This is a genomic window from Bradyrhizobium sp. PSBB068, assembly GCA_016839165.1.
Classification (GTDB): Bacteria; Pseudomonadota; Alphaproteobacteria; order Rhizobiales; family Xanthobacteraceae; genus Bradyrhizobium.
On the sequence record CP069300.1, the window covers coordinates 789,283 to 813,775 of the forward strand.

The window sequence follows — 24,493 nt, forward strand, 5'->3', positions numbered from 1 at the left end:
GGATCAGGGATTGCGTCGCTTTGCGGTGACTTCGATTTCGACCTTCATCTCGGGCTTCAGAAGCCCGGCCACGATCAGCAGTGTCGCCGCCGGACGGATGTCGCCGAGAACCTCGCCACAGACCAAGAAATGGGCATCCGCGTCGTTGACGTCGGTGAGGTAGTAGGTCGCGCGGACGATGTCGGCCATCGCGAAGCCCCCCTCCTTGAGGGCGGCCTCGATGGTCTTGAAGCAGTTCCGTGACTGGCTCGTGACATCCGATGGCATGGTCATCGTGGTGTAGTCGTAGCCGGTGGTTCCTGCGACAAAAGCGAAATCGCCGTCGATCACGGCTCGGCTGTAGCCGGCGGTCTTCTCGAACGGCGAGCCGGTGGAAATCAGGCGGCGGGACATGCTGGACCTCGACGGAAAATGGCTGTGCGCGGGGTTTACGGGCATTCTTGCCGCCCGCGCAACCCCTCGGATTCTGACCTGGAAGCCTGACGGCTGGGGCTAGCGGGACTGCTGCGTGGTGTCCGGCGGCGAGGGCGGCGCGCCGGCCCAGCGCCGGATCAGGATGTCCCGGACGATCATGACCGAGATCAGGACCAGCATGATCGTGGTGACGAGGCCGCGCCAACGCGGGCGCGCGCCATCGATTGCGGGAAGGCTCTCCGACATGGTGCCCGCCCTACGCCGCGTGCGGCACGGCGAGCGGTGCCTTTCGGGAACGGGATGCCTTGGTCTTGAGCAATGGTCTCTTGGGCAACAGCGGTGCGCCGGCCGGCGTGATCATGCCCCAGGCGCCGTCCAGCGCCCCCTCGACCAGCTCGAGGCCGAGCAGCCGGTCGCGCTCGAACGCGCCCGGCAGCGACAGCTCGCCGGTCTTGGCGGCGGTGAAGCCGAAGCGGGCGTAGTAGGGCGCATCGCCCAGCAGGATCACGGCGCCATGGCCGCGGGCCTTCGCCACAGCCAGCGCGCGCTGCATCAGCGCGGCGCCGACGCCGAGGCCGCGGCAGTCGTCGTCGACCGCCAGCGGCCCCAGCATCAGCGCGCTGCGGCCTCCCGCGCTGACGTGCCACAGCCGCACGGTTCCGACCAACCGGTCGCCCTGGCGCACCGCGGCAAGGCTCAGGCCTTGGGCGGGCGCGCGTCCGTCACGCAGGCGCTGGCAGGTGCGCGCTTGGCGGTTCTCGCCAAAGCAGGCATCCAGCAGCGCTTCGCGCGCGACGACGTCCGAGGCACGCTCCGCACGGATCGCGAACGGGGCGGCTCTTCGGATGAGGGCAGCGGCGGTGTTCCGTTTTGCAGTCATGGCACGTCAGTCCCCGCTTGCAACGGCATGGCGTACGCCGCAGCAAGCGTCGTTCGGAAAAATCAAAAATGATCGGTAAGGAGCCGGCGGGGCCGGCTCCCGGTTCATCAGGCCTCGACCTCGAGGCGGTTTAGATGTGGTAGGTCTTGAGCGGCGGAATGCCGTTGAACGCCACCGACGAGTAGGTCGACGTATAGGCGCCGGTGCCTTCGATCAGCAGCTTGTCGCCGATCTCGAGCGTCACCGGAAGCGGATACGGCAGCTTCTCGTACAGCACGTCGGCGCTATCGCAGGTCGGGCCCGCGAGCACGCACGGCGTCATGTCCGCCCCGTCATGCGGGGTGCGGATCGCGTAGCGGATCGACTCATCCATCGTCTCGGCGAGACCGCCGAACTTGCCGATGTCGAGATAGACCCAGCGCACCTCGTCCTCGTCGCTCTTGCGCGAGATCAGCACGACCTCGGTCTCGATCACGCCCGCATTGCCGACCATGCCGCGGCCCGGCTCGATGATCGTCTCCGGGATCTGGTTGCCGAAATGCTTGCGCAGCGCGCGGAAGATCGACCGGCCATATTGCAGCACCGGCGGAACGTCCTTGAGATACTTGGTCGGGAAGCCGCCGCCCATGTTGACCATGGTGAGGTTGATGCCGCGCTCGGCGCAGTCACGGAACACGGTCGAGGCCATCGCGAGCGCGCGGTCCCACGCCTTCACCTTGCGCTGCTGCGAGCCGACATGGAACGAGATACCGCACGGCTCCAGCCCAAGGCGCTTGGCGAGGTCGAGCACCTCGACCGCCATCTCGGGATCGCAGCCGAACTTGCGCGACAGCGGCCACTCGGCGCCGGCGCAGTCATAGAGGATGCGGCAGAACACCTTGGCGCCGGGAGCGGCGCGGGCGACCTTCTCGACCTCGGCGGCGCAATCGACTGCGAACAGGCGAATGCCGAGCGCGAAGGCGCGCGCGATGTCGCGCTCCTTCTTGATCGTGTTGCCATAGGAGATGCGGTCCGGCGTCGCACCGGCAGCCAGCGCCATCTCGATCTCCGCGACGGTCGCGGTGTCGAAGCAGGAGCCGAGCGAAGCCAGCAGCGACAGCACTTCGGGCGCAGGGTTGGCCTTCACCGCGTAGAACACGCGGCTGTCCGGCAGCGCCTTGGCAAAGGTCTGGTAGTTGTCGCGCACGACTTCGAGGTCGACGACGAGGCACGGCTCGGTGTCGAGACCATCCTGGCGGCGGTTGCGCAGGAATTCCTGGATACGTTCAGTCATGGCACTCTCCAGCGGCCCCAGCGACGGGATCCGCATCAACGTGACGTCGGGTGAGAGCGCTCCGGCCACATCGCGCGATGGAGGCGCGTCGAGGCCAAAAGACTCAAACCAGACTGTGCTGCCGTGGATTGGTTGGGAGAGTTTCCCGCCCGCTCACCTGGCAATGAAGGACAAGCCTTTTCAGTAGCCCGCGCCGGCGTTGGACTGCCGGTAGAGACCAAAAAAGCCCGATCCGTCGTTGCTTTAAGTCGCGTCCCCCGTGGAGAGCGGGGTGCGCCGGTTCGCCTCCGGCTGCCAGTCACGGTTGCAAAGAGTGGCGAGACCTTCAACAAGGCATCCCTGGAGAGAGATGCTGGCCGCCTCGTGTCCAGATGGACTGTCCAAATGGACGTAAGCGACCCTCGGTTCTTCCACCCCTTGGCGGCTGTCCGGCCTCTTGTCCGGATACCTACCGACTGACACACGACCACAGGCACGTGCGAAATTGGGCAAGGCAGGAAATAAGTCTTTTGAATTCGCTTCGCAAGAATTTTTTTGCGATAGCGACAAATTTCCCTAACGCGCGCTTGCGATGGCGCGTCGAGCAGTCGCTGAAGATGAACGGCCGTTAAGAATGGCTAACGAAGCGTGTGCGTTTTAGCCCTGTGCCGCAGCGCTTTCTTGAATCGCACGAACTCACGCGCGACGCGTGAACGGCTCGATGCGCTGCGCGCCGCGGATGAAGGCGATCATGATCAGGACGCCGAGGCCGAACAGCACGGCCTGCAGGATGTGCGCGCCGGTGTCGTTGAGTCCAAACAGGATCGCGAGCGCCCAGCCGCCGGCGAACGCCGCGCCGAATACTTCCGCGCCGATCAGGATCGCCGCCGAGATCACCGTGATGACGCTCGGCCAGTAGATCCGGCTGTTGCCTGAGGCGGAGGGCTGCATGGTCATGAAATAGGTCCTGTTCAGGGGGCGCAATCTCTCCGAAAAGAGCCCATCTATCAAGCGCAAAAGGCCCAAAAATGCCGTATCGCGTGATATAGATTGGGCCGCATTTTCAAGGCGAAAAACGGGACATTCGATGTCAGAAACCAGCGCAGAGGCTATTGCCAACCCCCTCCTGAAGGCGTGGCAGACGCCGCTCGAGACACCGCCCTTCGCCGAGATCAAGCCGGAGCATTTCCTGCCCGCCTTCGAGCAGGCCTTCGCCGATCATTCGGCGGAAGTGGCTGCGATCACCCATGATCCGGCGCTGCCCGACTTCGACAATACGATCACGGCGCTGGAGCGTTCCGGCAAGCTGCTGTCGAAGGTTTCGGCCGTGTTCTACGACCTGGTGTCGGCGCATTCCAACCCGGCGATCCTGGAGATCGACAAGGAAGTGTCGCCGCGGATGGCGCGGCACTGGAATCCGATCATGATGAACGCTGTGCTGTTTGGCCGCATCGCCATGCTGCACGAGAAGCGCGCCTCGCTCGGCCTCACCGGCGAGCAGATGCGGCTCTTGGAGCGTACCTATACCCGCTTCCACCGCTCCGGCGCCGGGCTCGACGAGGCCGCAAAAGTACGGATGGCCGAGATCAACGAGCGGCTCGCCCATCTCGGCACCTCGTTCAGCCACCATCTGCTCGGCGACGAGCAGCAATGGTTCATGGAACTCGGCGAGGGCGACCGCGCCGGCCTCTCCGACACATTCGTGGCGGCTGCCAAGGCTGCGGCGGAAGAGCGCGGTATGGCCGGCAAGGCGATCGTGACGCTGTCGCGCTCCTCGGTCGAGCCGTTCCTGCAGAGCTCGCAGCGGCGCGACCTGCGCGAGAAGGTCTACAAGGCCTTCACCGCCCGCGGCGACAATGGCAACGCCAACGACAACAACGCGACCATCGTGGAGATCCTCAGGCTCCGCGAGGAGACTGCGAAGATCCTGGGCTTCCCGACCTACGCCGCCTACCGCCTCGAGGATTCCATGGCCAAGACGCCGGAGGCCGTGCGCGGTCTGCTGGAGCGGGTCTGGAAGCCGGCGCGGGCGCGGGCGCTCGCCGACCGCGACGCGTTGCAGGCGCTGATCACGGAGGAGGGCGGTAATTTCACCTTGGCGGCCTGGGACTGGCGCTACTACGCCGAGAAGCTGCGCCAGCGGCGCGCCAATTTCGACGATTCCGCGATCAAGCCCTATCTGGTGCTCGACCACATGATCGAGGCCGCCTTCGACTGCGCCACCCGCCTGTTCGGCGTCACCTTCGCGGAGCGCAAGGACATCCCGGTCTGGCACCCGGACGTCCGGGTCTGGGAGGTCAAGGGCCGCGATGGCCAGCACAAGGCGCTGTTCTATGGCGACTACTTCGCGCGGCCTTCGAAGCGCTCCGGCGCCTGGATGACCTCGCTGCGCGACCAGCAGAAGCTCGACGGCGACGTCGCGCCGCTGGTCATCAATGTCTGCAACTTCGCCAAGGGCGCCGACGGCGCGCCGTCGCTGCTGTCGCCGGACGATGCGCGGACCCTGTTCCACGAGTTCGGCCACGGCCTGCACGGCATGCTCTCCAACGTGACCTACCCGTCACTGTCGGGCACGTCCGTGTTCACCGACTTCGTCGAGTTGCCCTCGCAGCTCTACGAGCACTGGCAGGAACGGCCCGAGGTGTTGCAGCGCTTCGCCCGCCACTACCAGACCGGGGAGGCGCTACCGGACGATTTGCTCAAGCGCTTCCTCGCCGCGCGCAAGTTCAACCAGGGCTTTGCCACCGTCGAGTTCGTCTCCTCGGCGCTGGTCGACCTCGAATTCCACACCCAGCCGGCGGCGGCGAGCCGGGACGTCCGCGCCTTCGAACAGAAGGAGCTGGAGAAGATCGGCATGCCCGCGGAAATCTCGCTGCGCCACCGGCCGACCCAGTTCGGTCACATCTTCTCCGGCGACCATTATGCCTCCGGCTATTACAGCTACATGTGGTCGGAGGTGATGGACGCCGACGCCTTCGGCGCCTTCGAGGAGGCCGGCGACATCTTCGATCCGGCGACCGCCAAGCGGCTGCATGACGACATCTACTCGTCGGGCGGCTCACGCGATCCGGAGGAGGCCTATGTCGCCTTCCGCGGCCGCGAACCGGAGCCGGATGCCCTGCTGCGCCGGCGCGGCCTGCTCGAGACGCCAGAGGCGGCCTGAAGGTGAGGCTGTCCCTCAGCCGGCCGATCGCCTGGCTCGTGCTCGCGGTCACCGTCGTGCTCGGCACGGCGGCGGCCGAGGCCCATCCGCATGTCTGGATCACCGCCAAAAGCGAAGTGATCTACGCGCCCGACGGCACCATCACCGGCGTCCGCCACGCCTGGACCTTCGACGACATGTTCTCGACCTATGCGCTGCAGGGCATCGAGACCAAGGTGAAGGGTGCCTACAGCCGCGAGGAGCTGGCGCCGCTGGCCCAGACCAATGTCGAGTCGCTGAAGGAATACGCCTACTTCACCTTCGCCAAGGGCGACGGCAAGAAGCAGAAGTTCACCGAGCCGGTCGACTATTTCCTCGAGTACAAGGACTCGGCGCTGACGCTGCACTTCACCCTGCCGGTGAAGACGCCGTTCAAGGCCAGCAAGCTCTCGCTCGAAGTGTTCGACCCGACCTATTTCATCGATTTCCAGTTCGCCGATAAGGATCCGGTCAAGCTGGTCGGTGCCGCCGCCGACTGCAAGATGCAGTTCGAGCGGCCGAACAGTGACGGCACCGCCGCCGCGCAGAAGCTCGGCGAGCAGAACTTCCTCGACGGCAGCAACGGCAATTTCGGCATGATGTTCGCCAACAAGATCACGGTGGAGTGCCCATGACGCAGAACGTCTCTCGTGCGATGCGCGGTCTTGCGCTTTCGGCCGCCGTGCTGACCGGGTTCGCGCTGCTCGACGGCACGGTTCATGCGCTGCTGGCGCAGAATCCGTTCGGTGCGCCGCGCGCGGCGGAGCCGCAGGGCGGGATCGTCGGCTGGCTATTGGCCAAGCAGTCGGAGTTCTACCGCGAGATCTCGCAGACCATCCGCGCCGCGAAGTCCGATGGCTCGGCGGTCTGGACGCTGCTTGCGATCTCGTTTGCCTACGGGATCTTCCATGCCGCCGGTCCCGGCCACGGCAAGGCGGTGATCTCGTCCTACATGGTCGCCAACCGCGAGACGGCCCGGCGCGGCGTCGTGCTGTCGTTCGCCTCGGCGCTGATGCAGTCGCTGGTCGCGGTCGCCATCGTCGGCGTCTGCGCCTGGCTGCTCAATGCGACGGCGAGGACGATGTGCGGGGCGGAGAAGGCGATCGAAATCGCCAGCTACGCGCTGATCGCAGCGTTCGGTGCCCGGCTGGTCTGGGTCAAGGGCGGCGGTTTTTTCCGGGCGCTCCAGCTGCCGCGTCCGGCGCTGGCGTTGGCCGGCACGCATCAGCATGACCATGACCATCACGATCACGTGCACCGGGACCATGGCCATGATCACCATCGTCACGCGCATGACGATCACGGCCATCACCACCACGAGCATCATGGCCACGACCACGATCATGACGCGGAACACGTCCATGACGAGCATTGCGGCCATTCGCACGGGCCGACGCCGGCCGAGCTCGCAGGCCCGGGCGGCTGGCGGCGTGGTCTGAGCGCGATCCTGACGGTCGGAATCCGGCCGTGCTCGGGCGCGATCCTGGTGCTGGTGTTCGCGCTGGCGCAGGGCCTGTTCTGGGCTGGCATTGCCGCGACCTTCGCGATGGGGTTCGGCACCGCCATTACGGTCGCCGCGATCGCGCTGGTTGCGGTGTCGGCGCGCGGCATGGCCGAGCGGCTGAGCGCGGTGCGCGACGGCGGCGGCATGCTGATCATGCGCGGCCTGGAATTCGCTGCCGCCGGTCTGGTGCTGCTGTTCGGACTCGGGCTGCTGTTCGGCTATGTCGCGGCCGAACGGGCGACGTGCTTGTGAGGTCACCTCGCCTGCTTGCGGGGAGAGGTCTCCTGAGTGAGGGGCGCATCGCTGCGAGGGTTCCCTCTCCCTTTGCGGGAGAGGGTTAGGGATAGGGGTGCCGCTTGCTCCACTGCTTGTTGGGTGCGAGCGCTTACCAGGCGGCGTGCGAGATGTTGGCTGATGGAGCTTTGCTCGCCCTCGTACATCTCGCCCGGGGCCACCCCTCTCCCCACCCTCTTCCGCAGGGGGAGAAGGAGCCTGACCGGCGCACTCACCTCACTAGGAACGGAGGCGGGGAGAGAGGCAACTCAGCTCGTCAGATATCCCCTGATCGCCGGCAGGAAGAAGATCGCGATGTTGATCGCGAAACCGATGCTCCAGAGGATCGAGCGCAGCGTCGGGCGGTTGCCGATATAGGTGAAGACGTAGGCGATCCGCACGATCAGGAACAGCACCGCGAGTTCGTCGATCAGCCGCAGCGGGCCGACGCGGTATTCGGCGAGCAACACGGCGAAGGCGAAGAACGGGAAGGTCTCGATGCCGTTCTGGTGGGCGCCGAGCGCCCGCGAGCGGATCGGGTCGTCGTAGAAATCGGGATCGCGCGGCCTGGAATTGTCGAAGCTGCGAAAGCTGATCCATTTCACCGATACGATCGTCAGGAGCGAAAGCATCAGCGTCCCGAAGACGCACCATTCGGCGATCGTCATGGTTCCCCCCATTCACGGGGCGGAAGGTAGCCAACTCGCGCTCTGCTTGACAAGGTTGGAGCAACGCGCGAAGCCCAAAGCCCCAAGCGAAGGATTTTAGGCGCAAGGCCATCATGAGCACGGTAATTCCCTTCGAGAGTGCGAAGCCTGCCGCGGCGCCGAAGCCGGAGCGGGTCGGCGTGCTGCTGGTCAATCTCGGCACGCCGGATACCGCCGACGCCGCGGGCGTGCGGGTCTACTTGAAGGAATTCCTGTCCGATCCGCGGGTGATCGAGAATCAGGGCCTGGTCTGGAAGCTGATCCTCAACGGCATCATCCTGCGCGTCCGTCCGGCCCGCAAGGCGCGCGACTATCTGAAGATCTGGAACACCGAGAAGAACGAGTCGCCGCTGAAGACCATCACGCGCTCGCAGGCCGACAAGCTGGCGGAGGCGATCGCCGATCACGACCACGTCGTGGTCGACTGGGCGATGCGCTACGGCAATCCGTCGATCAAGGAACGGATCGAGGCGCTGGCGGCGCAGGGCTGCGGCCGGCTGCTGGTGGTGCCGCTCTATCCGCAATATTCCGCGGCGACGTCGGCGACCGTCTGCGACGAGGTGTTTCGCGTGCTGGCCGGCATGCGCGCGCAGCCGATCTTGCGGGTGACGCCGCCTTATTACGACGACCCCGATTACATCGAGGCGCTGGCGGTCTCGATCAACGACCATCTTGCGACGTTGCCGTTCCAGCCGGAGGTCATCCTCGCCTCGTTCCACGGCATGCCGAAGGACTATGTCGACAAGGGCGATCCCTACCAGGCGCAGTGCATTGCCACGACCAACGCGCTGCGCAAGCGGCTCGGGCTCGATGCCTCGAGGCTGATCCTCACCTTCCAGTCGCGTTTCGGCAATGCCGAGTGGCTGCAGCCCTATACCGACAAGACCGTCGAGAAGCTGGCGAAGGACGGCGTGCGACGTATTGCCGTGGTGACGCCCGGCTTCTCCGCCGACTGCCTGGAGACGCTGGAGGAGATCGCCCAGGAGAATGCCGAGATCTTCCGGCATCATGGCGGCGAGCAGTTCGCGGCGATCCCCTGTCTCAACGACAGCGTCGGCGGCATGGACGTGATCCGCCAGCTGGTGTTGCGCGAGCTTCAGGGCTGGATCTAGCAAGGCTGAAGCGCTTTGTTAACGATCCGTGACAACCGACATCGCGGTTCGTTCAGCCTTCGTGCATCTGGTGGCCCGCACGACCGCCTCCTATGTGCTAGGGAGAACAACAGCCGGCTGAACCGGCGAAGCGGTCCTGCCGACCAATGCACGACCGTGCCTGGAGGACTTCATGACTGGCTTCGACATTTTCGCGATCGCGTTTGTTCTTCTCGTCATCGTCACGCTGTTCGCCGGGATCAAAACCGTTCCGCAGGGCTATGACTGGACCATTGAGCGGTTCGGCAAATACACCCGCACGCTGTCGCCCGGCCTCAACCTGATCGTGCCCTATTTCGATCGCATCGGGCGCAAGATCAACATGATGGAGCAGGTGATCAACATCCCCGAGCAGGAGGTGATCACCAAGGACAACGCCACCGTGACGGTGGACGGCGTCGCGTTCTACCAGGTGTTCGACGCCGCGAAGGCGAGCTACGAGGTCGCCAATCTCAACCAGGCGATCACGGTCCTGACCATGACCAACATCCGCTCGGTGATGGGCTCGATGGATCTCGACCAGGTGCTGTCGCATCGCGACGAGATCAACGAGCGGCTGCTGCGCGTGGTCGACGCCGCGGTGTCGCCCTGGGGCGTCAAGGTCAACCGCATCGAGATCAAGGACATCGTGCCGCCGGCCGACCTGGTCGAGGCGATGGGCCGGCAGATGAAGGCCGAGCGCGTCAAGCGCGCCGACATCCTGCAGGCGGAGGGGCAGCGGCAGTCGGAGATTCTGCGCGCCGAGGGTGCAAAGCAGGGCCAGATCCTGCAGGCGGAAGGCCGCAAGGAGGCCGCCTTCCGCGACGCCGAGGCGCGCGAGCGGTCCGCCGAGGCTGAGGCCAAGGCGACGCAGATGGTCTCCGAATCGATTGCCAAGGGCGACGTCGCGGCGCTGAACTATTTCATCGCCGACAAGTACATCAAGGCGTTCGGGCAACTGGCCGATTCACCGAACCAGAAGGTGCTGATGCTGCCGATCGAGGCGACCAGCATCCTGGGCTCGCTCGCCGGTATTGGCGAGATCGCCAAGGCGACCTTCGGCGAGAGCGCCGCATCGGCTGCGGCGGCCGCGCGCCGCGGCTCGGTGCCGCCGGCCGGTCCGACGCCGCCACCGCCGGTGCCGCCGCAGCGGTGAGGACGTGACGGCGTCGCGTCCACAATGGTAGAGGTCACGTCATGGCCGAGATGTTTTCGACATTGGGTACCTGGAACTGGCTGATCTTCGGCTTCATCCTGATGGCGCTGGAGCTTGCAGCGCCCGGGGTGTTCCTGTTCTGGCTCGGGCTCGCGGCGCTCGTGGTCGGCCTGCTGTCCTTCGTGTTCACGCCATCCTGGCAGATCCAACTCCTGATGTTCGCGGTGTTTGCCGCGCTCGCGGTGCCGGCCTGGCGGCATTTTGCCAGGGGAGCGACCGAGGCGAGCAGGAGCAATCCGTTCCTCAACCGCCGCAACGAAGCCCTGGTCGGCCGCGAGTTCACGCTGGAGAAGCCGATTGTCGACGGATCGGGCACTGTACGGATCGACGACACGGTCTGGCGCGTCGCCGGCCCCGACGCGCCGGCGGGAAGCCGCGTGAAGGTGGTGCGCGCCGACGGCGCCAGCCTGACGGTGGCCGCGGTCTAGCTGCCTGCCTGCCTGCTCCAGCGCTCGGCGAAGCGGTTGAGCGGTGTGAAGGTCGCAAACAGCTCCCAGCCGAGCGCGGTGAGACGGTAACCTTCCTCCGACAACTCGACGAAGCCGGCCTCGCGCAGCTCGGTCAATCGCGTTTGCAGAATGGTCGGCGAGGCCTCGTCGCAGGCGGTGCGCAGCGCACGCGAGGTCAGCGCGCCCTCGCGCAGCTCCCAGACGATGCGCAAGGTCCAGCGCCGACCCAACAGATCGAGCAGCGCCATGATCGGGCGGCCGGACCGCGAGCCGCGGACGCTCGGTTTTGCGCTCGGAACCTGCTTCGGCATGTCGCGCTCCCGCTCGAATCTCTCTTGCACACCGCTACAGATATTGTAGCGTATCGCTACATTAAATGTAGCAACAGGATCAGCCCATGTCACGCATCGCGCCGCTCGATCCGCCCTATGCGGCGGACGTTCAACAGCACATTTCGACCGCATCATGCGCGGCAAGCCGCCGCTGGTGCTGTTCCGCACGATGGCCGGCCATCCGCGCGCGTGGGAGAAGTTTCGCGGCGGCAGCCTGCTCGACCGCGGGCCGCTCTCCTTGCGGGACCGCGAGATCGTGATCGACCGCACCTGCGCGCTCAACGCCTGCGAATATGAATGGGGCGTGCATGTCACGGCGTTCGGCGCCGCGGCCGGGCTGTCGGAAGAACAGGTCCACGCCACCGTGCGCGGCAACGCCGATGCCGATTGCTGGTCGCCGGCCGAACAGGCGCTGATCGCGGCGGTCGATGCGCTGCACGCGCGTGCGACGCTGGACGACGCGGAGTTCGCGGCGCTGTCAGCACACTACGACGACGATCAGGTGCTGGAGATCATCCTGCTGTGCGGCTTCTACCGCACCGTCTCCTACCTCGCCAACGCGCTCGCCCTGCCGCTGGAGGCGACCGCGGCGCGGTTTCCGCAGTGAGCGTCATTCCCCGGTGCGCAATTGCGCATCTGAGGGCGACGCGAAGCGGCGAGCCCGGAATGACGGAGGAACCTACGCCACGCCGGCGCGCAGCAGATCGTGCAGATGGATGATGCCGACCGGCTTCTTGGCATCGGTCACGATCAGCGTCGTGATCTTGGAGGCGTTGAGCAGCTCGAGCGCTTCGCCGGCCAGCGTGTCGCGGCCGATCGTCTTCGGGGTCCTGGTCATGACCTCGTCGACCGACAGCGTCAGCAGGTCGGGGCGCGTCAGCTGCCGGCGCAGATCGCCGTCGGTGACGATGCCGGCGAGATGGCCGTGGCTGTCGACGATGCCGACGCAGCCGAAGCCCTTCGACGTCATCTCGACCAGCGCGTCCGACATCTTGGTGCCGAGCGGCTTCAACGGCAGCGCGTCGCCGGTGTGCATCAGGTCGCGGGCATATTTCAGCAGCGCGCCGAGCTTGCCGCCCGGATGCAGCACGCTGAAATCGGTCGAGGTGAAGCCGCGGCCCTCGAGCAGCGCGATTGCCAGCGCATCGCCGAGCGCCAGCATCATCAGCGAAGACGTGGTCGGCGCAAGATTGTGCGGACAGGCCTCGCGGGCCTTGGGCAGCGTCAGCTGCACGTCGGCGGCCTTGCTCAGCGTCGAGTCCTTGTCGGCGGTCATCGCGATCAGAGGAATGCCGAAGCGCGCCGCATAGGCGATCAGGTTGCGCATCTCGGGCTGCTCGCCGGACCATGACAGCGCAAGGATCACGTCGTCGGCGGTGATCATGCCGAGGTCGCCATGGCTCGCTTCCGCCGCGTGCACGAAGAACGCCGGCGTGCCGGTCGAGGCGAAGGTCGCGGCGATCTTGCGCCCGATATGGCCGGACTTGCCGAGCCCGGTCACGATCAGCCGTCCCTTGGCCTTGCAGATCAGCTCGGATGCAGCCGTGAACGGCGCGCCGAGATCGGACCGGAGTGCCGCGGAGAGCGCAGCGACGCCGCTGGCTTCGGCATCGAGGGTGCGGAGCGCCGACTGAACGGCGCCGTCATCGGGGCCGGATGATTTGGTCATCAGCGGTTTCGGTTTGGCCATTTCGGATTCCAGGGGAGGGGTTTTGCACCCGGGCATCTCCCTTAGCACGTTCGATTCCGCGACGCGACGCGCGGCGGCGGATCCTCAACGGCTCATTAACCATAATTGTTTTAACTCCATTAACGACGTTTTTCGCCGCCCGGCGAGATGCGTATGTCAAGTATATGAATTCGTTGGAGTATTTCCATCGTGTGGCGGCGGCCAGCAAGCGGCCCAAATCGGCGCGGACGTCTCGTTCGCGTGGCTTTGCCATGTCTTTTGCTGACTGCTCCTGAGCTGATCGCGACGACCGGGCTCAGCAGTGCCCAGACCGTGACGCCCGACCTGTTCAGCCCCAACCGGCAGAGCCAGGTGATCAACCCGGAGTCGCCGCTGCGCCGGACCACCGCCGACGCGATGGATCCGCTCAACGGCCTCAGATTGCCGGACGCCGATCCGAGCCGGCGAGCCTTGCCGTCGTCGACATCAACCTCAACCTCGGACCGTGTCGGGCAGGTCCCGACTTACGGTCTTCCGGCCGCCAATGGCGCCGCGACCTCGGGCTATGACGCGCTCAATCGCAAACGCCTGAAGCCGAAATACTATCCAGGCCAGGCCAAGCCGAAGCCGCCGCCGGGACCCGGCTCGCCGGTGCCGCCGCCGCCGCCGCTGACCGCGGCCGGGCAGTTGCGGCTGTCGATCCCGCCGTCGGAGACCGCCAACAAGCCGCCGCTGCCGCCGGCGATGGCCGGCACCATCGTCGGTCAGCCGCCGCGCAAGCGGCTCAAGATCGACGACGATCCGTTCGGCGCGGTCGGCGACTACGCCGGCTCGTTCATGGTCAAGACCGCGGTCGAGGTGATGGCCGGCTACGACACCAATCCGGGCCGCTTGAATTCGCCGCAGGGCAAGGCGTTCTACATGGTGGCGCCGGAATTCGTCGCGATCTCGGACTGGGAGCGTCACGCCGTGGTCGCCGATCTGCGCGGCTCCTTCACCGGCTACGGCTCCCAGCTGACGCAGATTGACGGCACGCCGCTGTCGGCACCGCTCGACGTCGACCGTCCGAGCTTCACCGGCCATATCGATGGCCGTCTCGATGTCTCGAGGGACACCCATCTCACGGCGCAGGCCCGCATGCTGGTCTCGACCGACAATCCCGGCAGCCCGAACGTGCAGGCCGGCCTCGCCAAATATCCGCTCTACTCTACGGTCGGCGGCACCTTCGGCATCGACCAGAATTTCAACCGCATGCAGGTCTCGCTCGGCGCCACCGTCGATCGCACCGACTACCAATGGTCGAAGCTGACCGACGGCACCTCGTCGTCGAACGACGACCGCAACTTCACCCAATATGGCGGCGTCGGCCGCGTCAGCTACGAGCTCAACCCGGCGGTGAAGCCCTTCATCGAGGTGCAGGGCGACAGCCGCGTCCACGATCTCTTCCTCGACCGCGCCGGCTACGCGCGCGATTCATCGGGCGGCTATGCCAAGGCCGGCACCTCGTTCGAGTTCACCCGGCTGTTGTTCGGCGAAGTCTCGATCGGCTACGCGATGCGCGACTACGCCGACACAAGGCTCAACCGGCTCGAAGGCCTGCTCACCACGGCCTCACTGACCTGGACCGCGACGCCGCTGACCACGGCCAAATTCTATTCCGACACCCAGCTCGGCGAGACCACGCTGCCGGGCACCTCCGGCGTGCTGTCGCGCACCTACACCATCGAGGTCGACCACGACTTCCGCCGCTGGCTGACCGCGATCGGCAAGTTCAGCTACGGCACGCTCGAGTACAAGGGCGACAACCGCAACGACACGATCTACTCGGTGTCGGCCGATTTGATCTACAAGATGACCCGCAGCCTGTGGATCAAGGGCACCCTGCGCCGCGACTGGCTGGATTCGAACTTGGCCGGACAGAGCTCGGCATCGACGGTCGTGATGCTGGGCGTGCGGGTGCAGAACTAGCGGTGAGGATACGCAAGTCGAACCACGCGTGAACTGTCATGCCCCGCGCAGGCGGGGCATCCAGTACGCCGCGGCCTCTCGGCTCAATCTCTGACGTTTCTGGAATACTGGATCGCCCGCTTTCGCGGGCGATGACAGCAGCGTTTGTGAGATGCAGTTCGACGTGTCTGCCGAGGGCTTACCCCGGCAGGTCGGTCTTGCCCATCAGGAAGCCGTCGATCGAGCGCGCGCACTGGCGGCCTTCGCGGATCGCCCACACCACGAGCGACTGGCCGCGGCGCATGTCGCCGGCCGAGAAGATCTTGGCGCGCGAGGTCCGGTAGTCCTGCAGCGATGCGCGGACGTTGCCGCGCTGGTCGAGCTCGACGCCGAGCGTCTTGAGCAGACCCTCGTGCACCGGATGGACGAAGCCCATCGCCAGCAGCACCAGCTCGGCGTCGAGCGTGAACTCGGTGCCGGGCAGCGGCTTGAACTTGTCGTCGACCTTGACGCAATGCAGCTTGCTGACCTTGCCGTCCTTGCCTTCGAACTTCGTGGTCAGCACGGCGAATTCGCGCACCGCGCCTTCGGCCTGACTCGACGAGGTTCGCATCTTCAGCGGCCAGTTCGGCCAGGTCAGGCCCTTGTTCTCGTGCTCGGGCGGCGCCGGCATGATCTCGAGCTGGGTGACGGACTTCGCGCCCTGACGGAACGAGGTGCCGATGCAGTCCGATCCGGTGTCGCCGCCGCCGATCACGACGACATGCTTGCCGCCGGCGAGGATGTCGGCGGCACCATTCAGCGGCTCGCCGGAGACGCGGCGGTTCTGCTGCGGCAGGAAGTCCATCGCGAAGTGGATGCCGGAAAGATCACGGCCGGGGATCGGCAGGTCGCGCGGGGCTTCCGCGCCGCCGGTCAGCGCCACGGCGTCATACTGCTTGGCCAGCTCCTGCGGATCGATCGCGCCCGGGGTGCTGCCGCCGACGGCCTTGCCGTAGTGGAAGGTGACGCCCTCGGCTTCCATCTGCGCCACGCGGCGGTCGATGATGCCCTTCTCCATCTTGAAGTCGGGAATGCCATAGCGCAGCAAGCCGCCGGCCTTGGCGAACTTCTCGTAGACATGCACCTCGTGGCCGGCGCGCGCGAGCTGCTGGGCTGCGGCGAGGCCCGCGGGGCCGGAGCCGATCACGGCGACCTTCTTGCCGGTCTTCTGGGGAGCGATCTCCGGCTTCAGCCAGCCATTGTCCCAGGCGCGGTCGACGATCGCGCATTCGATGGTCTTGATGGTGACCGGGTTGTCGTCGATGTTCAGCGTGCACGACGCCTCGCACGGCGCCGGGCAGATCCGGCCGGTGAATTCGGGGAAGTTGTTGGTCGAGTGCAGGTTGCGCGAGGCCTCTTCCCAGTTGCCCTGATATACGAGGTCGTTGAAATCGGGGATCTGGTTGTTGACCGGGCAGCCCGGCGTGCCCGGCTGGACCGAGCCGGTGCCGTGGCAATAGGGGATGCCGCAATTCATGCAGCGCGCGGCCTGGTCGCGCGTGTCCTTCTCGCTCAGCGGAATGACGAACTCGTTGAAGGTCTTGAGTCGATCGGCGACCGGCTCGTACTTGCGGTCATGCCGCTCGATCTCGAGAAAACCTGTGATCTTACCCATTGAAACCCGATGCCCCTGCATCTCAGTTGTTCCGTCGTTCCGGGCTGCGCCGCGGGGCGCAGACCCGAAGTCTCGAAGTGGCTTTGCGCAATTCCGGGTTCGCGCCAGGCGCGGCCCGGAATGGCGCGTGGTGTGACTTAGGCGCCGATCGCGATCTTCGGCTCGGCGTCGGCGTTGGCCTTCATCTCCTTCAGCGCGCGGCGGTACTCCACCGGCATCACCTTGCGGAATTTGGGCAGCCAGGCCTTCCAGTTGGCGAGAATCTCCGCCGCCTTCCTCGAGCCGGTCAGCTTGGCGTGACGCGTGATCAGGACATGCAGCCGCTCCACGTCGGAGTCGAGCAGGTTCTGGAACACGTCGACCCGGCCATGCGCCTCGAGATCGCCGGAGTGGTGGTAGGTGTCGGCGTTGATCATCTCTTCCGACAGCACCGGCTCGAGCTCGACCATCGACAGATTGCAGAGCTTGTTGAAGTCGCCGGCCTCGTCCAGCACATAGGCGATGCCGCCGGACATGCCGGCCGCGAAGTTGCGCCCGGTCTTGCCGAGCACGACCACGATGCCGCCGGTCATGTATTCGCAGCAATGATCGCCGGCTCCTTCGACGACCGCGACCGCGCCGGAGTTGCGCACCGCGAAGCGCTCGCCGGCGATGCCGCGGAAGTAGCATTCGCCCGCGATCGCGCCGTACATCACGGTGTTGCCGACGATGATCGACTCTTCCGGCACGATGCCGGAGATCTTCGGCGGCTTGACGATGATGCAGCCGCCCGAGAGGCCCTTGCCGACATAGTCGTTGCCTTCACCCTCGAGCTCGAAGGTGACGCCCTTGGCGAGCCAGGCGCCGAACGCCTGTCCGGCGGTGCCCTTCAGGCCGACATGGACGGTGTCGAGCGGCAGGCCGGCATGGCCGTAGATCTTGGCCACCGCGCCCGACAGCATCGCGCCGGCGGAACGATCGGTGTTGTTGATCTCTTCCTCGATCCTGACCGGCGCGCCGCGATCGAGCGCGGCCTGCGCCTGCTCGATCAGCCGGCGGTCGAGCACGGCTTCCAGATGGTGGTTCTGGCTCTCCGAGTGATAGATCGTCTGGCCCTTCTCCTCCTTCTGCCGCACGAACAGCTTGGAGAAATCGAGGCCCTTGGCCTTCCAGTGCGAGACCAGCGCGGTCTGGTCCAGCATCTGGACCTGGCCGACCATCTCGTCGAACGTCTTGTAGCCGAGCTGGGCCATGATCTCGCGGACTTCCTCGGCGACGAAGAAGAAGTAGTTGATGACGTGCTCGGGCTGGCCGGTGAAGCGCTTGCGCAGCACCGGATCCTGGGTCGCGACGCCGACCGGGCAGGTGTTGAGGTGGCACTTGCGCATCATGATGCAGCCGGCGGCGATCAACGGCGCGGTGGCGAAGCCGAACTCGTCGGCGCCGAGCAGCGCGCCGATCACGACGTCACGGCCGGTGCGGAAACCGCCGTCGACCTGCACCGCGATGCGGCTGCGCAGCCGCTGGCGCACCAGCGTCTGGTGGGTTTCGGCAAGGCCGATCTCCCACGGCGAGCCGGCATGCTTGATCGAGGTGAGGGGCGAGGCACCGGTGCCGCCCTCGAAGCCCGCGATCGTCACATGGTCGGCGCGCGCCTTGGCGACGCCGGCGGCAACCGTGCCGACGCCGACTTCGGACACCAGCTTGACCGAGACCTGGCCGTCCGGATTGACGTTCTTGAGGTCGTAGATCAGCTGGGCGAGGTCTTCGATCGAGTAGATGTCGTGATGCGGCGGCGGCGAGATCAGGCCGACGCCCGGCGTCGAGTGCCGGACGCGCGCGATGGTCGCGTCGACCTTGTGGCCGGGCAGCTGGCCGCCTTCGCCGGGCTTGGCACCCTGCGCCATCTTGATCTGCATCATGTCGGAGTTGACGAGGTATTCCGTCGTCACGCCGAACCGGCCCGAGGCGACCTGCTTGATCGCCGAGCGCATGCTGTCGCCGTTCGGCATCGGCTTGAAGCGGTCGGACTCCTCGCCGCCCTCACCGGTGTTCGACTTGCCGCCGATCCGGTTCATCGCGATCGCGAGCGTCGTATGCGCCTCGCGCGAGATCGAGCCGAACGACATCGCACCGGTCGAGAACCGCTTGACGATGTCCTTGGCCGGCTCGACGTCCTCGAGCTTGACCGGCTTGCGCTTGTCGTCCTCGGCGCTCTTGATCCGGAACAGGCCGCGCAGCGTCAACAGGCGCTCGGACTGCTCGTTGAGGATCTTGGCGAACGCCCGGTAGCGCTCCTGCGAGTTGCCGCGCACGGCATGCTGCAGGGTCGAGACCGATTCCGCGGTCCAGGCATGGTCCTCGCCCCGGGTGCGGTAGGCATATTCGCCGCCGACATCGAGCGCGGTCTTGTAGATCTGGCCGTCACCGAACGCGTCGGTGTGGCGCCGCACGGTCTCCTCGGCGATCTCGCCGAGGCCGACGCCCTCGATCCTGGTGTGGGTGCCGGCGAAATACTTGGCGACGAAGTCCGCCTTGAGGCCGACCGCGTCGAAGATCTGCGCGCCGCAATAGGACTGGTAGGTCGAGATGCCCATCTTGGACATCACCTTGAGCAGGCCCTTGCCGATCGACTTGATGTAGCGCTTGACGATCTCGTAGTCGTCGAGCGCGCCGGGCAGCCGGTCCTTCATCGCAAGGATGGTTTCGAACGCGAGATAGGGGTTGATCGCTTCCGCGCCGTAGCCGGCGAGGCAGGCGAAGTGATGTACCTCGCGCGGCTCACCGGATTCGACCACCAGGCCGACCGAGGTGCGCAGGCCGGTGCGGATCAGGTGGTGATGCACGGCGGCGCAGGCCAACAGCGACGGGATCGGGATCCGGTCGGTGCCGGTCATGCGGTCCGACAGGATGATGATGTTGATGCCCTCGCGCACCGCGCCCTCGGCGCGCGCGCAGAGCTCGTCGAGCACCTGCTCCATGCCCGCCGCGCCGAAGCCGGCGTGGAAAGTGGTGTCGAGCGTGCGCGACTTGAAGTGGGTCTCGGCGACGTCGGAGATCGAGCGGATCTTCTCCAGGTCCGCATCGGTCAGGATCGGCTGCCGCACTTCGAGGCGCTTGGTCGAGGCGACGCCCTGCAGGTCGAACAGGTTCGGCCGCGGCCCGATGATCGAGACGAGGCTCATGACGATTTCCTCGCGGATCGGATCGATCGGCGGGTTGGTCACCTGGGCGAAGTTCTGCTTGAAGTAGGTGAACAGCTGCTTCGGCTTGTCCGACAGCGCCGAGATCGGCGTGTCGTTGCCCATCGAGCCGGCGGCTTCCTCGCCGGTGGACGCCATCGGCGTCATCAGGATGGTGATGTCTTCCTGGCTGTAGCCGAACGCCTGCTGGCGATCGAGCAGCGGGAGGTTCGAGCGCACGCCCTTGGCCGGCGCGTCTGGCAGCTCCTCGAGCTGGATCTGGGTGCGATGCAGCCAGTCGCTATAGGGGTGGCTCTTGGCGAGGTCGGCCTTGATCTCGTCGTCCGGAATCAGGCGCCCCTGCTCGAGGTCGACGAGCAGCATCTTGCCGGGCTGCAGCCGCCACTTGGTGACGATCTGGTCCTCCGGAATCTTCAGGACGCCCATTTCGGACGCCATCACGATGCGGTCGTCCTTGGTGACGAGGTAGCGCGCCGGGCGCAGGCCGTTGCGATCGAGCGTCGCGCCGATCTTGCGGCCGTCGGTGAAGGCGATCGCAGCCGGGCCGTCCCACGGCTCCATCAGCGCGGCATGATATTCGTAGAAGGCGCGACGCTGCTCATCCATTAAGGGATTGCCGGCCCACGCTTCCGGAATCATCATCATGACAGCATGCGGAAGGGAATAGCCGCCTTGCACCAGGAATTCGAGCGCGTTGTCGAAGCAGGCGGTGTCGCTCTGGCCTTCATAGGAGATCGGCCACAGCCGGCTGATGTCCTTGCCATAGAGCTCCGAATGCACCGAAGCCTGCCGCGCCGCCATCCAGTTGACGTTGCCGCGCAGCGTGTTGATTTCGCCGTTATGGGCGATCATCCGGTAGGGATGCGCCAGCGACCAGGTCGGGAAGGTGTTGGTCGAGAAGCGCTGATGCACCAGCGCCAGCGCGCTGTCGAAATCGGCTTCGTGCAGGTCGGGATAGTACTTGCCGAGCTGGTCGGCGAGGAACATGCCCTTGTAGATCACGGTGCGGCACGAGAACGAGCAGGGATAGTAGCCGGCCATGCCGCGGTCGCGGCGCTGATAGATCGCCTGCGAGATCGACTTGCGCAGGATGTAGAGCCGGCGCTCGAAATCGTCCTCGGTCTTGGCCGCACCATTGCGGCCGATGAAGACCTGCATGTGATAGGGCTCGGTCGGCTTCACGGTGACGCCGAGCGAGGAATTGTCACTGGGCACGTCGCGCCAGCCGAGCAGCTTGAAGCCTTCGTTCTTGATCTCGTCGGCGATGATGCTCTTGATCACGTTCCGCCACGCGGCATCGCGCGGCATGAACAGCGCGCCGATGGCGTATTCGCCGGGCTGCGGCAGCTTGAAGCCGAGCTCGGAGGTCTTGCGCGCGAAGAAAGCGTGCGGGATCTGCACCAGGATGCCGGCGCCGTCGCCGGCGCGCGGGTCGGCGCCGACGGCGCCGCGATGCTCGAGGTTGCACAAGATGCTCAGCGCGTCGGAGACGATCTGGTGCGACTTCTGGCCCTTGATGTTGGCGATGAAGCCGACGCCGCAGGAGTCCTTTTCCAGGCTCGGATCGAACAGGCCTTCGGCTTCCGGACGCCAAGTATGAAGTTCAAGCGGGTGGAGCTCGCGGGCGGGTTCGGCGGCTTTCGAGTCCGCGGTCGCCGACAGCGCACCTGTCACGATGTTTTCGCGCTCGAATTCCGACCCGCTCATGTGTCCTCTCCCTTGCGTAAGGGGCCTCACCCTATTTGGCGCACCTTGGACGTTGCGGCACCCACCGGGCCACCGCTCGTCCGCCGCGAGCCGCATTTTCCTAAATTCAGGCGACGGGCGTTTCAACGTTCCCTGCGGAACGGCCCTGCCTGCAGCATTCTCGGAGCCCGGGGCGCCGAGGACCTCCTCGCGAAGGTTCTCGTTGCAATCCCCATGCCGGGATGGCCTCGAAATTGAGACAGCCTTGCTGTCCTAACATCGACCTTGCCAAATTTTTGTCTATCACACAAGCGCGAGGAAGTCCTCGCCCGCATGCTCGGAACGAACGGCTCGGGGGCCCCCGCCGCGCCCCCGATTCGAAGCAAACACGCCGTGATCTGGCCCAAGGAGCGACCAAGGACTGCCGGATTTCAAACCGAAATTTCATCGCGGACAAGCCAGCAAGAGAGCGGAAAGCTCCTGAAGTCGGGCCAGACAGGAGTTACGGCGATGAAGTTGTTCACAGGTTCGGTCGCTGCCGCCGCTCTCGCGTTCAGCGCAGCCTCGGCCGAGGCGCAGCTCGTGACCTCGGCTCGGGCCGGCAGCCCGTCCTTCGTCAGGGTATCCGACATCGACGGCCCCTACGCGGCGATGCCCGAGGTTCCGCCGCCGCCGCGTTTCGGCCGCGTCCCGAGCCTGTTGCCGCCGGTCGAGGTCTACACCGTGCTGCGCGAGAACGGCTACCTGCCGCTCGGCGCCCCGCAGCAGCGCGGCTTCGTCTACACGATCTCGGTGATCGACCAGGGCGGCGACGACGGCCGGCTGGTGATCGACGCCCGCGACGGGCACATCGTCCGCTTTACCCCGGCCTATCGGCTCGGCGACAATTACGAGGAGGAGATGAGCGCGACCTACGGCCCGGTCGGCCCGATGCCGCGGCCGATCCAGGCGAGGGTGCCACGGCCGCCGCTCCCGATTCCGCATGTCGCAAGCCGCGTGCCGGTACCGAAGCGGAGCCCGCTTGCGGCCAAGGCGCAGGCTCCTGCCGCAGCGGCCCAGGCCGCCGTGCCGCAGACTGCCGTGCCTACCCAGGCGGCAGTACCTGCGCCAGCCGAGCAGGCCGCGGCAGCGCCAGGGCCCGCCGAGACCCAGGCGGCGGCGCCGCAGGCCGTTCAGCAGGCCGAGGTCCCAACCGTCGGTCGGGCCGCGTCACCGCCGGCGGCGCCTGCGCCTGCGATCCTGCCGACGCAGGAGATGCCGAAGGTACAGGGGTTGGAATAGCGGCAACCGGCCGCAAAAAAACGCCCCGGTTTCCCGGGGCGTTTTCGCGTTCAGCCAATATCTGCTGACGCGGGGGGCATTGCTTAGGCCGCGACCTTCGCCGAGCCGTCGACCACCTGCGGGGCCTTCTCGCCGCCGCCGATCGGAATGCTGCGGGGCTTCTTGGCCTCGGGAATCTCGCGGACGAGATCGACGTGAAGCAGGCCGTTCTCGAGCGAGGCGTTCTTCACCTGCACGAAGTCGGCAAGCTGGAAGACGCGCTCGAAGGCGCGCGAGGCGATGCCGCGATAGAGCACTTCCGCGCCGTTGCCGGAGTTCTCGTTGGCGGATTTCTCGCCCTTGATCGTCAGCGTGTTCTCCTTCGCGACGATCGAAAGCTCGGCCTGCGAAAAGCCGGAGACCGCGACGCTGATCCGGTAAGCATTCTCGCCGGTGCGCTCGATGTTGTAGGGGGGATAGCCGGGGCTGCCGTCCGAAGTCACCTGATCGAGCAGGTTGAAGAGGCGGTCGAAGCCGACGGTGGAACGATAGAACGGAGTGAGGTCGTAGCTACGCATAGAATAGTCCTCCAGTGAGCGACTGTTTCAGTTACCCGCCCGCCATCGGGCCGGGCTTAGATGTGTGCAGCCTGATGTTTCGGGTCCGAAACACTGGTAGCGGCCTGCACTAGGGTGATATGGGAGGGGTCACGTCGCGTTCAAGAGGCGGAAACCGCGTCGCTTTTCTGGCGCCGGCGTCCTTGATCTCCACCCTGTCTCACCACGTCGGTCTCCCGCATGACGCTCGTCTCGATTCCCGCCAACCCGGTTCCGGACGACGTGGTCAGCGGCACTATCAAAACATCAGACGGAGCCGAGCTGCGCTTTGCGCGTTGGGCGCCGCCCCCCGGCCGCAAGGGCACGGTCTGCGTGTTCAGCGGGCGCGGCGAGATGATCGAGAAATATTTCGAGACCGTGCGCGATCTGCGGGACCGCGGCTTCGCGGTGGCGATGATCGACTGGCGTGGCCAGGGCCATTCGTCGCGGCGGCTGCGCGACCCACGCAAGGGTTATGTGCGCAACTTCGCCGACTACGAGACCGACGTCGAAGCCTTCGTCCAGCAGGTGGTGCTGCCGGATTGCCCGCCGCCCTATTTCGCGCTGGCGCATTCGATGGGCGGCGCGGTGATGCTGCGCATCGCGCATGCCGGCAAGCGCTGGTTCGATCGCATGGTGCTGTCGGCACCGATGATCGACCTGCCGCGCGGCCGCGTCTCCTTCTTCCCGAGCGCGCTGCTTCGGATCATGCGCCTCACCGGACAGGGCAGCAATTACATCCCGGGCGGCAACAGCGAACTGGTCGGCCTTGCGCCCTTCATCGGCAATCCCGTAACCAGCGATCCGGTGCGCCACGCCCGCAACGCGGCGATCCTGGAAGAAGACCCGACGCTCGGCATCGCCGCGCCGACGATCGCCTGGGCCGACACCGCGTTCACCGCGATGCGCACCTTCCGCGGCATGTCGTATCCCTCCGAAATCCGCCAGCCGATCCTGATGCTGGCGGCGAGCAATGACGAGGTGGTGTCGACGGCGGCGATCGAGGAGTTCGCCTACCATCTGCGCGCCGGCTCGCATCTCGTGATCGCCGGCGCCAAGCACGAGATCCTGCAGGAGCAGGATCGCTACCGCGCGCAGTTCTGGGCGGCGTTCGATGCCTTCGTGCCGGGCACGCCGCTGTTCAAGTGAGCAGCGGAG

Annotated in this window: 20 protein-coding genes and 1 pseudogene; 10 read left to right on the forward strand and 11 right to left on the reverse strand. The window is 66.0% G+C overall.

Annotation, left to right across the window (positions count from 1 at the left end; genetic code table 11):
* Nucleotides 1-3 precede the first annotated feature (3 nt).
* The 5 genes from JQ507_03750 to JQ507_03770 all read right to left on the reverse strand — a co-directional run bounded on the left by JQ507_03750 (nucleotide 4) and on the right by JQ507_03770 (nucleotide 3,497).
* Nucleotides 4-393, reverse strand: coding sequence for a RidA family protein (locus tag JQ507_03750; GenBank protein QRI70663.1), 390 nt, complete (start codon nucleotides 391-393; stop codon nucleotides 4-6).
* Between the two features lie 99 nt (nucleotides 394-492).
* Nucleotides 493-660 (reverse strand): hypothetical protein, encoded by a 168-nt coding sequence (locus JQ507_03755; GenBank protein ID QRI70664.1) that lies wholly within the window; start codon nucleotides 658-660, stop codon nucleotides 493-495.
* 10 nt (nucleotides 661-670) lie between these two features.
* A complete protein-coding gene (locus tag JQ507_03760) occupies nucleotides 671-1,294 on the reverse strand; it encodes an N-acetyltransferase (GenBank protein QRI70665.1) in 624 nt (207 codons plus the stop codon).
* A gap of 130 nt (nucleotides 1,295-1,424) precedes the next feature.
* Nucleotides 1,425-2,567, reverse strand: a complete 1,143-nt coding sequence (locus JQ507_03765; protein ID QRI70666.1) for a type III PLP-dependent enzyme — start codon at nucleotides 2,565-2,567, stop codon at nucleotides 1,425-1,427.
* A gap of 675 nt (nucleotides 2,568-3,242) precedes the next feature.
* Nucleotides 3,243-3,497, reverse strand: a complete 255-nt coding sequence (locus tag JQ507_03770; GenBank protein ID QRI73161.1) for a hypothetical protein — start codon at nucleotides 3,495-3,497, stop codon at nucleotides 3,243-3,245.
* Nucleotides 3,498-3,633: 136 nt separating this feature from the next.
* Here JQ507_03770 and JQ507_03775 point away from each other — a divergent pair, with 136 nt between their 5' ends.
* Genes JQ507_03775 through JQ507_03785 form a run of 3 tightly spaced genes read left to right on the forward strand, consistent with a single transcriptional unit; the run spans nucleotide 3,634 to nucleotide 7,483 of the window.
* On the forward strand, nucleotides 3,634-5,709 hold the full coding sequence (locus tag JQ507_03775; GenBank protein ID QRI70667.1) for a M3 family metallopeptidase: 2,076 nt from the start codon (nucleotides 3,634-3,636) through the stop codon (nucleotides 5,707-5,709).
* 26 nt (nucleotides 5,710-5,735) lie between these two features.
* Nucleotides 5,736-6,362, forward strand: coding sequence for a DUF1007 family protein (locus JQ507_03780; protein QRI73162.1), 627 nt, complete (start codon nucleotides 5,736-5,738; stop codon nucleotides 6,360-6,362).
* Nucleotides 6,359-7,483: a nickel/cobalt transporter gene (locus JQ507_03785; protein ID QRI70668.1), complete on the forward strand. Its 1,125-nt coding sequence runs from the start codon at nucleotides 6,359-6,361 to the stop codon at nucleotides 7,481-7,483. Before JQ507_03780 ends, JQ507_03785 begins: the two co-directional genes overlap by 4 nt.
* Before the next feature lie 290 nt (nucleotides 7,484-7,773).
* Here JQ507_03785 and JQ507_03790 read toward each other — a convergent pair whose 3' ends face one another.
* Nucleotides 7,774-8,172, reverse strand: a complete 399-nt coding sequence (locus tag JQ507_03790; protein ID QRI70669.1) for an MAPEG family protein — start codon at nucleotides 8,170-8,172, stop codon at nucleotides 7,774-7,776.
* 113 nt (nucleotides 8,173-8,285) lie between these two features.
* Between JQ507_03790 and JQ507_03795 the strand changes: the two genes are divergently transcribed.
* The 3 genes from JQ507_03795 to JQ507_03805 all read left to right on the forward strand — a co-directional run bounded on the left by JQ507_03795 (nucleotide 8,286) and on the right by JQ507_03805 (nucleotide 10,985).
* Nucleotides 8,286-9,323 carry a ferrochelatase gene (locus tag JQ507_03795; protein QRI70670.1) on the forward strand — a complete coding sequence of 346 codons (1,038 nt, stop codon included), beginning with the start codon at nucleotides 8,286-8,288 and terminating at the stop codon, nucleotides 9,321-9,323.
* 172 nt (nucleotides 9,324-9,495) lie between these two features.
* Complete coding sequence (locus JQ507_03800; protein ID QRI70671.1) at nucleotides 9,496-10,497, forward strand: SPFH/Band 7/PHB domain protein; 1,002 nt, start codon at nucleotides 9,496-9,498, stop codon at nucleotides 10,495-10,497.
* A gap of 41 nt (nucleotides 10,498-10,538) precedes the next feature.
* Nucleotides 10,539-10,985 (forward strand): NfeD family protein, encoded by a 447-nt coding sequence (locus JQ507_03805; GenBank protein ID QRI70672.1) that lies wholly within the window; start codon nucleotides 10,539-10,541, stop codon nucleotides 10,983-10,985.
* Here the strand turns inward: JQ507_03805 and JQ507_03810 are convergent.
* The gene (locus JQ507_03810; protein QRI70673.1) at nucleotides 10,982-11,317 is read right to left on the reverse strand and encodes a helix-turn-helix transcriptional regulator; all 336 of its coding nucleotides are present in this window, start codon (nucleotides 11,315-11,317) and stop codon (nucleotides 10,982-10,984) included. The two genes, JQ507_03805 and JQ507_03810, sit on opposite strands and share 4 nt — an antisense overlap.
* Before the next feature lie 86 nt (nucleotides 11,318-11,403).
* On the opposite strand from JQ507_03810, the pseudogene JQ507_03815 reads away from it, so the two are divergent.
* A pseudogene (locus tag JQ507_03815) lies at nucleotides 11,404-11,945 on the forward strand (carboxymuconolactone decarboxylase family protein).
* Nucleotides 11,946-12,017: 72 nt separating this feature from the next.
* On the opposite strand, the gene JQ507_03820 reads toward JQ507_03815, so the two are convergent.
* On the reverse strand, nucleotides 12,018-13,028 hold the full coding sequence (locus JQ507_03820) for a KpsF/GutQ family sugar-phosphate isomerase (protein QRI70674.1): 1,011 nt from the start codon (nucleotides 13,026-13,028) through the stop codon (nucleotides 12,018-12,020).
* A gap of 189 nt (nucleotides 13,029-13,217) precedes the next feature.
* Between JQ507_03820 and JQ507_03825 the strand changes: the two genes are divergently transcribed.
* Nucleotides 13,218-14,975 (forward strand): outer membrane beta-barrel protein, encoded by a 1,758-nt coding sequence (locus JQ507_03825; protein ID QRI70675.1) that lies wholly within the window; start codon nucleotides 13,218-13,220, stop codon nucleotides 14,973-14,975.
* A gap of 178 nt (nucleotides 14,976-15,153) precedes the next feature.
* Here the strand turns inward: JQ507_03825 and JQ507_03830 are convergent, their stop codons facing one another.
* A complete protein-coding gene (locus JQ507_03830; GenBank protein QRI70676.1) occupies nucleotides 15,154-16,611 on the reverse strand; it encodes a glutamate synthase subunit beta in 1,458 nt (485 codons plus the stop codon).
* A 137-nt stretch (nucleotides 16,612-16,748) separates the two neighbouring features.
* Nucleotides 16,749-21,500: a glutamate synthase large subunit gene (gene gltB, locus JQ507_03835; GenBank protein QRI70677.1), complete on the reverse strand. Its 4,752-nt coding sequence runs from the start codon at nucleotides 21,498-21,500 to the stop codon at nucleotides 16,749-16,751.
* Nucleotides 21,501-21,989: 489 nt separating this feature from the next.
* On the opposite strand from gltB, the gene JQ507_03840 reads away from it, so the two are divergent.
* Nucleotides 21,990-22,760, forward strand: a complete 771-nt coding sequence (locus tag JQ507_03840) for a hypothetical protein (protein QRI70678.1) — start codon at nucleotides 21,990-21,992, stop codon at nucleotides 22,758-22,760.
* Nucleotides 22,761-22,843: 83 nt separating this feature from the next.
* On the opposite strand, the gene JQ507_03845 is transcribed toward JQ507_03840, so the two are convergent.
* Nucleotides 22,844-23,317 carry an Hsp20 family protein gene (locus JQ507_03845; protein QRI70679.1) on the reverse strand — a complete coding sequence of 158 codons (474 nt, stop codon included), beginning with the start codon at nucleotides 23,315-23,317 and terminating at the stop codon, nucleotides 22,844-22,846.
* A gap of 219 nt (nucleotides 23,318-23,536) precedes the next feature.
* On the opposite strand from JQ507_03845, the gene JQ507_03850 reads away from it, so the two are divergent.
* Nucleotides 23,537-24,484, forward strand: coding sequence for an alpha/beta hydrolase (locus JQ507_03850; GenBank protein ID QRI70680.1), 948 nt, complete (start codon nucleotides 23,537-23,539; stop codon nucleotides 24,482-24,484).
* Nucleotides 24,485-24,493: the final 9 nt, after the last annotated feature.